General features: G+C 55.8%; 11 protein-coding genes. 6 read left to right on the forward strand and 5 right to left on the reverse strand.

From position 1 onward, the window contains the following. Nucleotides 1–41: 41 nt before the first annotated feature. From ABLW18_RS11625 to ABLW18_RS11635, 3 genes are read right to left on the reverse strand one after another with little or no spacing between them, the layout of a single operon-like run. Complete coding sequence (locus ABLW18_RS11625; protein WP_347824955.1) at nucleotides 42–821, reverse strand: carnitinyl-CoA dehydratase; 780 nt, start codon at nucleotides 819–821, stop codon at nucleotides 42–44. Beyond that, entirely contained in the window at nucleotides 818–2,845 is a 2,028-nt protein-coding gene (locus ABLW18_RS11630) for an acetate--CoA ligase family protein (protein ID WP_347824956.1), read from the reverse strand. Before ABLW18_RS11630 ends, ABLW18_RS11625 begins: the two co-directional genes overlap by 4 nt. A gap of 51 nt (nucleotides 2,846–2,896) precedes the next feature. Beyond that, nucleotides 2,897–4,057: an acyl-CoA dehydrogenase family protein gene (locus ABLW18_RS11635; RefSeq protein ID WP_347824957.1), complete on the reverse strand. Its 1,161-nt coding sequence runs from the start codon at nucleotides 4,055–4,057 to the stop codon at nucleotides 2,897–2,899. Nucleotides 4,058–4,133: 76 nt separating this feature from the next. Here ABLW18_RS11635 and ABLW18_RS11640 point away from each other — a divergent pair, with 76 nt between their 5' ends. Further along, nucleotides 4,134–5,066 (forward strand): helix-turn-helix domain-containing protein, encoded by a 933-nt coding sequence (locus tag ABLW18_RS11640; RefSeq protein WP_347824958.1) that lies wholly within the window; start codon nucleotides 4,134–4,136, stop codon nucleotides 5,064–5,066. Nucleotides 5,067–5,096: 30 nt separating this feature from the next. Here ABLW18_RS11640 and ABLW18_RS11645 read toward each other — a convergent pair whose 3' ends face one another. Both ABLW18_RS11645 and arsC read right to left on the reverse strand, forming a co-directional pair. Continuing rightward, nucleotides 5,097–5,852: a class II aldolase and adducin N-terminal domain-containing protein gene (locus ABLW18_RS11645; RefSeq protein ID WP_347824959.1), complete on the reverse strand. Its 756-nt coding sequence runs from the start codon at nucleotides 5,850–5,852 to the stop codon at nucleotides 5,097–5,099. A gap of 62 nt (nucleotides 5,853–5,914) precedes the next feature. Next, on the reverse strand, nucleotides 5,915–6,343 hold the full coding sequence (arsC, locus tag ABLW18_RS11650) for an arsenate reductase (glutaredoxin) (RefSeq protein WP_347824960.1): 429 nt from the start codon (nucleotides 6,341–6,343) through the stop codon (nucleotides 5,915–5,917). Between the two features lie 85 nt (nucleotides 6,344–6,428). On the opposite strand from arsC, the gene ABLW18_RS11655 reads away from it, so the two are divergent. The 5 genes from ABLW18_RS11655 to ABLW18_RS11675 all read left to right on the forward strand — a co-directional run bounded on the left by ABLW18_RS11655 (nucleotide 6,429) and on the right by ABLW18_RS11675 (nucleotide 11,913). Continuing rightward, nucleotides 6,429–8,240, forward strand: a complete 1,812-nt coding sequence (locus tag ABLW18_RS11655; RefSeq protein ID WP_347824961.1) for an adenine deaminase — start codon at nucleotides 6,429–6,431, stop codon at nucleotides 8,238–8,240. Beyond that, entirely contained in the window at nucleotides 8,227–9,702 is a 1,476-nt protein-coding gene (locus ABLW18_RS11660) for an AMP nucleosidase (RefSeq protein ID WP_347824962.1), read from the forward strand. Before ABLW18_RS11655 ends, ABLW18_RS11660 begins: the two co-directional genes overlap by 14 nt. Nucleotides 9,703–9,823: 121 nt before the next feature. After that, entirely contained in the window at nucleotides 9,824–10,111 is a 288-nt protein-coding gene (locus tag ABLW18_RS11665) for an HU family DNA-binding protein (RefSeq protein WP_347815738.1), read from the forward strand. A 145-nt stretch (nucleotides 10,112–10,256) separates the two neighbouring features. Further along, the gene (locus ABLW18_RS11670) at nucleotides 10,257–11,126 is read left to right on the forward strand and encodes a DMT family transporter (protein ID WP_347824963.1); all 870 of its coding nucleotides are present in this window, start codon (nucleotides 10,257–10,259) and stop codon (nucleotides 11,124–11,126) included. 55 nt (nucleotides 11,127–11,181) lie between these two features. Next, a complete protein-coding gene (locus tag ABLW18_RS11675) occupies nucleotides 11,182–11,913 on the forward strand; it encodes a cytochrome c biogenesis CcdA family protein (RefSeq protein ID WP_347824964.1) in 732 nt (243 codons plus the stop codon). Nucleotides 11,914–11,922 lie beyond the last annotated feature (9 nt).

Here is an 11,922-nt window from a genome sequence, read left to right on the forward strand (position 1 = left end):
TATTGTTCGATCTACCCGACGGCTTGGGTAGATCGATTGCGTCACTTGCCTTTCCAGATCGGGTCGCGTTTTTCCGCGAAGGCTTTTGCGCCCTCAAGTTGATCCTCAGAGGCGTAGAGTATATCGACAGAGGCCAATTGTCTTTGGGTGATGCGATTCATGCTGTCTTGGAATTTGCTGTCCTCGGCATCGCGCACGATCTCTTTTATCGCCGCATAGACGAGCGGGGGACCGCTTGCCAGCACTCGCGCCATTTCCCACGCCTGTGGCAGCAGGTCTTCCGCGGGATAGGAATGGTTAATCAAGCCCCAAGATTTTGCTTCCTGCACATCAAACCAACGGCCGGTTAGGAGCAATTCCATTGCGATATGGTAAGGGATGCGCTTGGGCACTTTGATCGAGGCCGCATCGGCCACTGTTCCAGAGCGAATTTCAGGCAGGGCAAAGCTGGCGTGATCCGCGGCAAGGATAATATCGGCGGAGAGCGCCCATTCTAACCCGCCACCGCAGCAAATGCCATTCACCGCGGCAATCACCGGTTTGTTGAGGCCACGCAGCTCTTGCAAGCCGCCAAACCCGCCAACCCCGTAATCGCCATCCACCTCATCGCCATCAGCGGCGGCCTTGAGGTCCCAGCCGGGACAGAAAAACTTTTCGCCTGCACCCGTGATGATCGCCACCCGGAGGCTTGGATCGTCGCGAAAGGCGGCAAAGGTCTCGCCCATAATCTTGCTGGTCGCCAAATCAATAGCATTGGCTTTTGGACGGTCCAGTGTGACTTGAAGAATTCCATTTTCAACATAGGTTTTGATCGGGCTCATTGGGCTTTCCTTATCAAGGCATCTGCGGCAATCGCTGTCTGTTCTGTGCAGATCAGCGGGTTGATCTCAACTTCCTCCACCTGATCTGCATTGGCAAGCACATAGGCCTGCACCGCGTCAATGGCGTCGAGGAGCGCGCCCAGGTCAACAGGTGGGTTGCCGCGAAACCCTTGCAGGAGCGGCGCGATGTTCAATTTTTTCAGCAGGTTGGTCACCTCGAAGCGAGTTGCAGGAATGAGCAGGCTTGCACGATCGCGCAACACTTCGGTCATCGTACCACCTGCGCCAAGGGTCAGGACAAACCCATGCGCAGGATCGCGCGTGACGCCCACCAAAATTTCGGCCAGAGACCCGGCCACCATGCGTTCGGCCAAGAGCGGCCCATCGGCCAAATGCGGCGCTGTGGCCGCGACCTCGGCGGGTGTACTCAAGCCCAAAGCCAACCCATTGGCGCCGGTCTTATGCGCAAGACCCAGCGTTTTCAGCACGACCGGAAAGCCTATCTCAGCCGCCGCCAACTCGGCTGCGGCGCGATCAGTAACAACAACCGATTTTGGGATATTCAGACCATGGGTCGCCAGTGCCAATTTTGCGCTGTGCTCATCGAGAACCGCCGTATCGCGGTCACGGCCCGGCAAAAGCACCGGTTCGGCCAGCGGCGCCATCGGTCGGGACATCAGATCTAAAGCTTGCAGCCCATGATCCAGCCCGTGAATGGCGCCAACGCCATTGTCGATCAAGGTCTTTGCTATATGCTCGGGCAGCAGTTCCGCCAGGCTCGCCACCACCGCATAGGGCCGCCCGGTTCGCCGGGTAGCCGCGATCGCGGCCTGCGTGACACAGGCCCAATCGCTGGCATCACACAGATCCGCTCGCGGGTAGTCGCTGATCAGCAAGGTCATCGCAATGTCATCATCTGCCATCGCTGCCCAAGCCTGTGTCATAGCCGCTTGGTCCCGCCAAATATATGTGTGATAGTCCAGCGGGTTGGCCAGGGCCACCATCGGCCCTAAGGCCGCGCTAAGATCCTTGACTTGCCGCGGGTTTAGCGGTGGGAAAACAAGCTCAGTGTCCTGCGCTGTATCGGCAGCCAAGGCGGCCTCACCGCCCGAACAGGAAATCGAGGCAATGCGGTTGCTGGACAATTGCCCAAATTGATGGGCGATTTTAAGGGACTCTAAAAAGACAGGCAGACTGCGTGCCCGGCGAATTCCCAGACGTCGGAGAAAGGCGTCGGCGCCCGTATCGCTGCCTGTCAAAGAGGCAGTATGGGATACAGCCGCGGCTTGGGCTTGCTGCGATACTCCAGATTTCAAGGCAATCAAGGCGATCCCTTTGGCCCGGGCTTTCTGGGCGAGGGCCTCCCACCCGCGCAAATTACCAAATCCCTCAATGTGCAAGCCAATGGCTGAGACACGTTCATCGTCCAATAGCTGCAACGCAATATCGGTTTGAGAGGTTTGCGCTTGGTTGCCGCAGGTGAGCATATAGCCAATTGGAAGGCCGCGGCTCTGCATTGTCAGGTTGATGGCGATGTTCGAGCTTTGAGTCAAAATCGCCACACCCTTTTGAACGCGGCGGCACCCATGTTGATCCGGCCAAATTGCGCAGCCATCGAATGCATTGACAAACCCATAGCAATTTGGCCCTAATATCGGCATATCCCCCGCGGCCGCAATCAGCTGCGCTTGCAGGTCTTGCGCCGCGGCGTCCTCGGCGGCCGCTTCGGAGAAACCAGACGCAAAACAGGTGGCTCCGCCTGCCTTTAAGCTTCGCAGCTGTGCCACCACCTCTAGGGTGGCGTGACGGTTCACGCCGATGAAAGCCGCGTCAATAGGGCCGGGAAAATCGTCAAGACTGGGCAATGAATTCCGGCCTGCAATCCGTTTTCCGGTGGGGTGTACCGGATGCAGCAGACCGTCAAACCCAATTTGCTCAGCAGCTGAGATGATTGAGGCACACCAAGCGCCGCCGCCAATCACAGCGATCGATTTCGGTTTCAAAAGCCTTGTGAGGTCTCGCATGTCTCACCTATGCAATCAGCTGCGCGTGGCAGGCTTTGGGGCCCCTGGACATCACGCCCCCAAAGCCCGCAGCAAGTCCCGGCTGATGATATGACGCTGGATTTCGGAGGTGCCGTCCCAAATGCGCTCGACCCGTGCGTCCCGCCAGAAGCGTTCGAGCGGGTAGTCGTTCATAAGCCCCATGCCGCCATGGATTTGAATAGCCGCATCGGTCACGCGCGCCAGCATCTCACTGGCATAGAGCTTTGCGGAGGCAATCTCGCGGTTGGCCGGTAGCACCTTGTCTAGGCGGTCGGCAGCGGCCAGCGTGAGAAGATCTGCGGCATCAATTTCAGTAATCATATCAGCTAATTGAAAGCTAACGCCTTGGAATTTCCCAATTATTTGGCCAAATTGTTCGCGTTCGGCAGCATAGTTCAGGGCGTAGTCAAAGACCCGTCGTGCGCGACCGACGCTCATGGCGGCCACTGTGATCCGTGTGGCATAGAGCCAAGTATTCATGACCTCAAAACCGCCATCCACTTCTCCGAGCACTTGCGCTTCTGGCAGGCGACAGTCATCGAATTCTAAGATCATATTTTTATATCCACGGTGGCTGACGGATTTATAGCCGTCGCGCACAGAAAATCCCGGGGCGCCTCGATCGACCAGAAAGGCTGTGATCCGTTTTTTTGGGCCTTTGTCCGTTTGGTCTTCTCCCGTGGCGATGAATACGATGAAAAAATCTGCGTGATCTGCGCCGCTGATGAAATGTTTGCTGCCGTTGACCACCCAATCGCCGCCACTACGATGGGCGCTGCATTTCATGCCGCGAATGTCAGAGCCGGCGCCGGGTTCGGTCATCGCCAAAGCATCCATGCGCTCGCCGCGCACCGCAGGCATGAGATAGCGGTCAATTTGATCGCCTTCGCAGGCCATGAGAATATTTTGTGGTCGTCCAAAGAAATGATTGAGCGCCATTGAGCCGCGCCCCAATTCACGCTCGACCAATGCAAAATCCATATTTGACAGGCCCGCGCATCCCACGCTTTCGGGAAAGTTGCAGGCATAAAACCCAAGCTCTAGGGTCTTCTGCTTGATCTGTTGGGCAATCTCAGCAGGCACCTCGCCGGTGCGCTCCACCAGCTCTTCATGAGGGTAAATTTCTTTTTCAACAAATGAGCGTACAGTTTGTGCGATCATGTCTTGTTCTGCAGATAATCCATAGAGCATAGGGGCCTCCTTCACGGCTGTTTGATGTGACGCTAGGGCTATTGCCAGGTTATATCATGCAGTATTAGATTAAATCATGCCATATTCGAAAAATCCTCTTGCGACGGTCACTCAGATTTCGATCCTGCTATTTGATCGCTTCTCAAATCATTGCCTGGCCAATGTTCTTGAACCGCTGCGCGCGGCCAATGATTTTTCGGGCCAACGGGTCTTTGATTGGAAGATTGTGGTCCTTGCTGGGCCGACGGTGCGCTCCTCCTCGGGTCTGCGTTTGGAAGCGGATGCGCAGCTTGCTGATATGCGCGGCGACATCTTGATGGTCATGCCGTCATATGGGTTTTTGACCCATGCCAATGTGATGGGTCGCCGGGCGCTGCGGGCGGCGGCGCGGCGGTTTGACATCCTCGCGGGGCTCGACACGGGCAGTTGGCTTTTGGCGGATGCTGGTTTGCTGGATGGGCATCGGGCGACCATACATTGGGACGAGCTGGATCGATTTTCTGAACGGTTTTCGGAGATTGATGTGCAAAAAGAGGCGGTCATCTATGATCGCGATCGGATCACTTGCGGCGGGGCGTCCACAGCCTTTGACCTGGCGATGCAATTGATCGAAAATCAGAACGGGGCGGCACTGCGTTTGCGGGTTGAACATCTCTTTTCTGGTGCATTTGCGCAGCGACCGGACCGGCGCGGAGGGATTGCGGCGCGCGCGGTGGATCTGATGCGGGCCAATATTGAGGAGCCTCTGCGGATTTCTCAGTTGGCGCAGCAGCTGGGACGCAGTCAAAAGCATTTGGAACAGCAAACTCTTGCTCGGCTTGGTGCCGCGCCACAGGTCATTTACCGGCGGATTCGGCTGGAGCGGGCGCGGGGGCTTGCGCTGGAAACCTCCATCTCTGTGGCAGAGATTGCCGTGCGCTGCGGGTATCAAGACGCCAGCGCCATGACCCGTGCATTTCGTTCCGAATATGGCACCACACCGCAGGCCTTGCGTCGGGCACTGGGCTAGGCAGCACTTGTTGCGCCTTGGATGTCTGGCCTATGCGGCGTAATTGCAGCCCTCTTCGTCTAAGATCGCCTTGAGTTCGGCCAGGTGCCGGGCGTCTTGCTCGGGATAGGTTTCCAGCTCCTGTGCAGTTTTTTCCGCTACATCGGCATCCAGAATGCGCAGCGGCTGGCCGGTTTGCAGTGCCAGGAGATAAGTTTGACAGGCCCGCTCAAAATAGAACATGCGGTTGAATGTTTCTGCTACCGTTTCTCCGATAATCAAAATGCCATGGTTGCCCATGATCATGACCTTCTTTTTCGGATTTTCAAACAGGCTGGCACAACGTGCGCCTTCCTCTTCGAAGGCCAAGCCACCGTAATTGTTGTCGATGACATAGCGGTTGTAGAACATGCAGGCATTTTGATCTACCGGCGGCAAGGAGCTGTCTGCGAGAGAGGCCAAGGCTGTGGCATAAGGAGAATGCACATGCATGGCGCAGCGTGCGTGTTTGCAGTTACGATGTAACCCACCATGCAAGCCCCAAGCAGTGGGATCTGGCGCATCGGGCCCCTCCATACTGGCCGGGTCATTGGCATCTACGACGATGAGATCGGAGGCTTTGATACGAGAGAAATGCATTTGATTGGGGTTCATCAAGAATTTGGTCCCCTCAGGATTAATGGCTAAGCTAAAGTGATTGGCCACCGCTTCATGCATGTTTAATCGCACCGTCCAGCGAAAGGCGGCGGCGAGATCGACACGTTCCTGCCAATTGTTCATATTGGGGCGCAGATTGGAGGCTGCCATGAGAGTGTCCTTTGTCATTGCGGCTCGAAAACCGGCTTTTTGTTGAGATAACCCGCCTCTGTCTAGGCGCCAGGCACCACCGCGCCTTCGGCGGTGATGAGCGGGCTGCCATCTTCTTTGGCATAGGGGGCGGCGGGCCATTGCGGCAAGATTTCGAGCACTTGCCCCGATGGGCGGCAGAGGCGCACGTGCCCTTTGCAGGCGACAAAGGGACGATTCACCAAGATGGGATGAGCAACCATGGCGTCGAGCAAGTGCTCCTCGGTAACATCTCCGCCCATCAACCCCAGCTCCTCGGCTGGAGATTTTGTCGTGCGCAAGGCGTCCCGGGCGCTGATACCTGCGGTTGCGAAGAGGCTTTGAAGTTGTGGTTTCGTCCAGCCCGTATCTAAATATTCAACCACAGTTGGGCTGAATCCAGCATCTTTAACAATCTGCACCACATTACGAGAGGTGCCGCAATCGGGGTTGTGGAAAATAACAATCTTCATACGAAACCCTTTACCTTGAGGTATTTTACCGTGAAAAAACAGTATAGGGACTTGCGCAGCCCGTCTAGATCGGAAAATCTACCTTATGGATAATGCATTAAGGGCTTGGTCTGATTGTGCTGCCGATCTGGTGGCTGTGGCTGCGGGACGCCGGCCAGCAGATCTTGTGATTTTAGGCGGCCAATTGGCCAATGTGCACACACGCGAAATCTTGCGATGGGATGTCGCGGTTGTGGCGGGACGTTTTGCCTATGTTGGCCCGGATGCCAGCCATTGCATCGGGCCTGAAACAGAGGTGTTGCGTTGGAGTGGCTATCTGATCCCCGGCCTTTGTGATGGGCATATGCATGTGGAAAGTGGCATGCTGACCCCAGCGGAATTTGCCCGTGCAGTCATCCCTCATGGCACCACCACGATGTTCACTGATCCTCATGAGATTGCCAACGTTATGGGGTTGGCTGGGGTGAAGTTGATGCATGACGAGGGATTGATGCAGCCCGTGAATATTTTTACTCAAATGCCAAGCTGCGCCCCATCGGCACCGGGTCTGGAGACCACCGGCTACGAGATTGGCGCTGAGGATGTGGCTGAGGCCATGCAGTGGCCAGGGATCATCGGGCTGGGAGAGATGATGAATTTCCCCGGTGTTTTGAATGGTGATCCGCAGATGTTGGCCGAGATGGCGGCCACAGCCCGCGCGGGCAAGACCATTGGCGGCCATTACGCCAGCTCTGATCTAGGTCCGGCGTTTCATGCCTATGCCGCAGGTGGCCCGGCTGATGATCATGAAGGCACCTGCGAGGCCGACGCCGTCATGCGGGTGCGTCAAGGAATGCGGTCGATGATGCGCCTGGGCAGTGCGTGGTATGATGTCGAAACGCAAGTTACCGCGATCACTGAGAAAGGACTGGATCCTCGCAACTTCATTTTATGCACCGATGATTGCCACTCTGGAACGCTGGTGCAGGGCGGCCATATGAACCGGGTGGTGCGTCATGCCATTGCATGCGGCTGTGACCCGTTGGTTGCGCTGCAAATGGCCACGATCAACACGGCAACGCATTTCGGTCTTGAGCGGGAATTGGGCAGTATCGCGCCGGGCCGCCGGGCGGATGTGATTTTCACCTCTGATTTACGAGAACTGCCGATTGAACGGGTGATTGCGCGGGGCAAAACCGTGGCGCTGGCGGGGCAGATCACGGCTGAGTGCCCGCACATCGACTGGCCGGCTGAGGCGCGCAATACGGTACATATAGGCGCAAAAAAATCTGCAGCGGAGTTCGTCATTTCTGCGCCGGATGATGGCGTCGAGGCGGTGAAGGTGCGTGTGATTGGCGTGGTGGAAAACCAAGCGCCGACACAGGCGCTGGAGGCCGAGCTTCCAGTACGCGGGGGGCGCATTTGTGGGCAGGGTGATATTTGCCGAATTGCTTTGGTTGAGCGACATCGGGCGAGGGGCAGTGTGACCAATGGCTTCGTGTCGGGTTTTGGCTATCAGGGCGAGATGGCCATCGCTTCGACCGTGGCCCATGACAGCCACCATATGATTGTGGTGGGCACTTGCGCCGAGCATATGGCTCTGGCAGCCAATCGCCTGGCGGAGGTGGGGGGCGGTGTAAGCGTTTGGAAAGACCGGCGGGAGCTGGCATTGGTGGAATTGCCCATCGCCGGCCTCATGTCCGATGCGCCGGCTGAAGAGGTTGCGGCAAAGGCCGTGGCCATGGTGCAGGCCATGGCCGATTGTGGCTGCCATTTGAACAATGCCTATATGCAGCATTCCCTTTTGGCGCTTGTGGTGATTCCGGAGCTGCGAATTTCAGATCTTGGGCTGGTCGATGTGCGCAAATTTGAGCTTGTGCCGGTGCTGCGAAAGGAGGGGCAAGATGCCGACGCCTGATCCTGTTTTCACCCTCCCCGATGACGCTGCCCCGCAGAGTTTTGCGCAGGCGGCTGAGGCCGTTACCCATTTGATCGCGCTTTACGAACGGGCGTCTGGGTTCTTATGCGAAAAATTTATTTCGGCCTTGGAATCAGGGGACAGCAGCACCCGCTATCGGGCTTTTTACCCGGAGGTGCGCATTACAACCTCGAGCTATGCCTCGGTTGATAGTCGCCTGTCCTATGGTCATGTTTATGGGCCGGGCGTCTTTTCGACCACCATCACCCAACCGAGGTTGTTCCGAAACTATCTTGAGCAACAGTTGGAGCTGTTGATTGCAAATCATGGCTGCGCGGTGCAGGTCGGCTATTCGACCACGCCCATCCCGGTCCATTTTGCTGTGGCGCATGATCCAAGCCTCGTGGTTCCGGCGGATGCCGCTGGTTTTGTGTTGCGTGATGTTTTCGACGTGCCTGATTTGGCCACGACCAATGATAATATCGTAAACGGAACCGATGTCGCTCAGCCCGATGGAAGTCAGCCCTTGGCCCTGTTTGATGCGCAGCGGGTGGATTATTCCTTGGCCCGTTTGCGCCATTACACTGCGACGGATCCAAAATATTTCCAGAACCATGTTTTATTTACCAACTACCAATTCTATGTCGAAGAATTTGAAGCCTTCGCCCGTGAGCAAATGGCAGATCCAAACAGCGGTTATCTGACCTTTGTTGGCCCAGACAACCACTATATCACAGCCGCGGATGCTCCTCTTCAAGCACCGCAAAAAATGCCGCAAATGCCGACCTATCACCTGACCCGCGCAGACGGCAGTGGTATCACATTGGTCAATATCGGCGTTGGCCCTTCGAATGCCAAAACCGCCACCGATCATATCGCTGTGTTGCGTCCGCATGCCTGGATTATGGTGGGGCATTGCGCGGGTCTGCGAAACTCACAAAGCCTTGGCGACTTCGTACTGGCCCATGCGTATTTGCGGGAAGATCATGTGTTGGATGATGACTTGCCGGTTTGGGTGCCGATCCCTGCTTTGGCTGAAATACAAACCAGCCTGGAGCAGGCTGTGGCTGAGATCACAGCCCTACAAGGGTATGATCTGAAGCGGATCATGCGCACGGGAACGGTGGCGACCATCGATAATCGCAACTGGGAGCTGCGCGATCAATCAGGCCCGGTGCATCGGCTCAGTCAATCGCGCGCCATTGCGCTTGATATGGAAAGTGCGACGATTGCGGCCAATGGGTATCGCTTTCGCGTGCCCTATGGCACCTTGCTATGCGTCAGTGACAAGCCGTTGCATGGGGAGTTAAAATTGCCCGGTATGGCCACAAGCTTTTACAAGACTCAGGTGTCTCGTCACCTGCGCATCGGTATTCGCGCAATGGAGCTTTTGCGCGAAATGCCGCTTGAAAGAATACATTCGCGTAAACTAAGGAGTTTTGAAGAGACAGCATTTCTATAAATATGAGACTTTGGGTCTTTTTTTTCATTTTATACGATACAATTTGTTGTGTCTCGCTACAATATGCAGTTAACTGGTGGAAATTGGTGCCCAAGGTGTTGGGCTTGTTAGGAGAAAATATATGTCGAAACCTATGACGAAAACACAATTGGTCGCCGCGTTGGCAGAGAAAATGGATACGGATAAAAAATCCGCAGCAGCCTCATTGGATGCGATCTGTGAGTTGATTACCAGCGAAGTTTCCGGCGGCGGTGCTGTGACTTTGCCAGGCGTTGGCAAAATCTATTGCCGTGAGCGTCCAGAGCGGATGGTGCGTAACCCAGCCACGGGTGAAAGCTTCAAGAAAGATGCGGATAAAGTGGTCAAAATGACCATCGCAAAAGCGCTGAAAGACAGCGTAAACGGTTAAAAAACCGACATGTTTTATGAAAGCCCGTGCCGGATCCTCGGTGCGGGCTTTTGCATGTGCATCTGATCTGGTTGGCGCAAAATGGTCTTGCCCAGGGTGCAGTACTGCGTCAAGCTCCTTGCGGTCAGTTAAGGAAACATACCCCATGGACATACGCGCTATTCTGGCTGGCTTGGCATTCGCGCTGATCTGGTCTTCTGCATTCACCTCAGCGCGGATCATTGTGGCAGATGCGCCGCCGATCCTGTCTCTTTCCCTTAGATTTTTGATTTCAGGATTGATTGGCATCGCCCTTGCGCGGTTTTTGGGGCAAACATGGTGCCTCACACCTGGGCAATGGCGCGCCACCATTGTTTTCGGGCTTTGCCAAAATGCTTTGTATTTGGGGTTGAATTTCGTAGCAATGCAGACGGTGGAAGCCTCATTGGCCTCGATCATTGCGTCTACGATGCCTTTGGCGGTGGGCTTGGCCGGCTGGGTGATCTTTCGCGAGCGCCTTTCTGCGCTGGGTGTCTTGGGGCTTTGCGCTGGCGCGGGCGGGGTTGCGCTCATCATGGGCGCGCGGATGCAGGCGGGGGCTGATTTTTATGGCATTGCTCTGTGTTTCATTGCGGTGGCTTCGCTGACCGTCGCAACTTTGATGGTGCGCGGCGCATCATCGGGGGGCAACCTTTTGATGATCGTCGGTTTGCAGATGCTGGTGGGGGCGGGCTTTCTGGTCATCCCGGGCCTTATGTTCGACCAACCTGTGGTCACATGGTCTGTGAAACTGGTGCTGGCCTTTTCCTATACGGTCTTGATGCCCGGTCTTGTGGCCACCTTTATTTGGTTTTGGCTGGTTCAGCGTATTGGAGCGGTCAAGGCGGCAACCTTCCACTTTTTAAATCCATTTTTTGGCGTGATGATTGCAGCGGTGTTGTTGGGCGAGACCCTGAGCGTTTGGGATATTGTTGGGGTGGTTATCATTATGGTTGGCATTTTGTCTGTGCAAATGGCCCGGCAAACATTGCAATAACAGCACGATAATGTGATCGCAGCGGACTTCATATACTCGTGACATAGGCGGAGCGGTGGCGCATAAAGACTCAATGGAGATCGTTTTTGCATATCTTGCGGGCTTGCTGACCTTGATCAACCCTTGTGTTTTGCCGGTTCTGCCGATCGTTCTGGCCTCGGCTTTGCTGGCCAGCAGATTGGGGCCTTTGGCCTTGGCGGCGGGGATGAGCGTGATGTTTATCGCGCTGGGCATCGGCATCGCCGCCTTTGGTCCAGCCTTGGGGATCAACGATCAGGTGGTGGCGCAGGTTGCGGCCGGGGTTATGGTGCTTTTTGGTTTTGCACTGATGTCACCTGGCTTGGGCACGGTCTTCACCCGCCTGACCACTGGATTTGCGGTCCGAGTGGACGCGCAGCTGGATGAGGTTGATAGTGGCCGGCTCTCGGGGCAATTTATCGGCGGGCTGTTGCTGGGAATGGTGTGGTCACCCTGCATTGGTCCAACTTTAGGCGGGGCGATTGCGCTGGCCAGCGGTGGAGGCTCACTTCTTTGGGCTGGGGCAATTATGACAGGATTTGCTCTCGGCGTTTCCACGATCATCTGTGTTTTGGCTTACGGTGCGCGCAACCTGTTGCAACGTCGCGTGCAGTGGATGCGGGCTTTGTCCAATCGTGCGCGACCTATTTTGGGGGCGGTCTTCGTTTTGGTCGGCGCTATGATTTTATTTGGTGTGCATCACCAGATTGAGGTTTGGGCCGTACAAAACCTGCCCTATTGGCTGCAAGATTTATCTGTAAGATTTTAAAACCCTTGT

Origin of the sequence: uncultured Planktomarina sp. (assembly GCA_943788425.1) — a bacterium.
Lineage (GTDB): Bacteria > Pseudomonadota > Alphaproteobacteria > Rhodobacterales > Rhodobacteraceae > Planktomarina.

Excerpts from the sequence above, each read along its gene's own strand:
- arsC (WP_347824960.1), bottom strand. The coding sequence starts at position 6,343 with ATGAAGATTGTTATTTTCCACAACCCCGATTGCGGCACCTCTCGTAAT.
- ABLW18_RS11630 (WP_347824956.1), bottom strand. The coding sequence starts at position 2,845 with ATGCGAGACCTCACAAGGCTTTTGAAACCGAAATCGATCGCTGTGATT.
- ABLW18_RS11655 (WP_347824961.1), top strand. The coding sequence starts at position 6,429 with ATGGATAATGCATTAAGGGCTTGGTCTGATTGTGCTGCCGATCTGGTG.
- ABLW18_RS11635 (WP_347824957.1), bottom strand. The coding sequence starts at position 4,057 with ATGCTCTATGGATTATCTGCAGAACAAGACATGATCGCACAAACTGTA.
- ABLW18_RS11660 (WP_347824962.1), top strand. The coding sequence starts at position 8,227 with ATGCCGACGCCTGATCCTGTTTTCACCCTCCCCGATGACGCTGCCCCG.
- ABLW18_RS11665 (WP_347815738.1), top strand. The coding sequence starts at position 9,824 with ATGTCGAAACCTATGACGAAAACACAATTGGTCGCCGCGTTGGCAGAG.
- ABLW18_RS11640 (WP_347824958.1), top strand. The coding sequence starts at position 4,134 with ATGCCATATTCGAAAAATCCTCTTGCGACGGTCACTCAGATTTCGATC.
- ABLW18_RS11625 (WP_347824955.1), bottom strand. The coding sequence starts at position 821 with ATGAGCCCGATCAAAACCTATGTTGAAAATGGAATTCTTCAAGTCACA.
- ABLW18_RS11670 (WP_347824963.1), top strand. The coding sequence starts at position 10,257 with ATGGACATACGCGCTATTCTGGCTGGCTTGGCATTCGCGCTGATCTGG.
- ABLW18_RS11645 (WP_347824959.1), bottom strand. The coding sequence starts at position 5,852 with ATGGCAGCCTCCAATCTGCGCCCCAATATGAACAATTGGCAGGAACGT.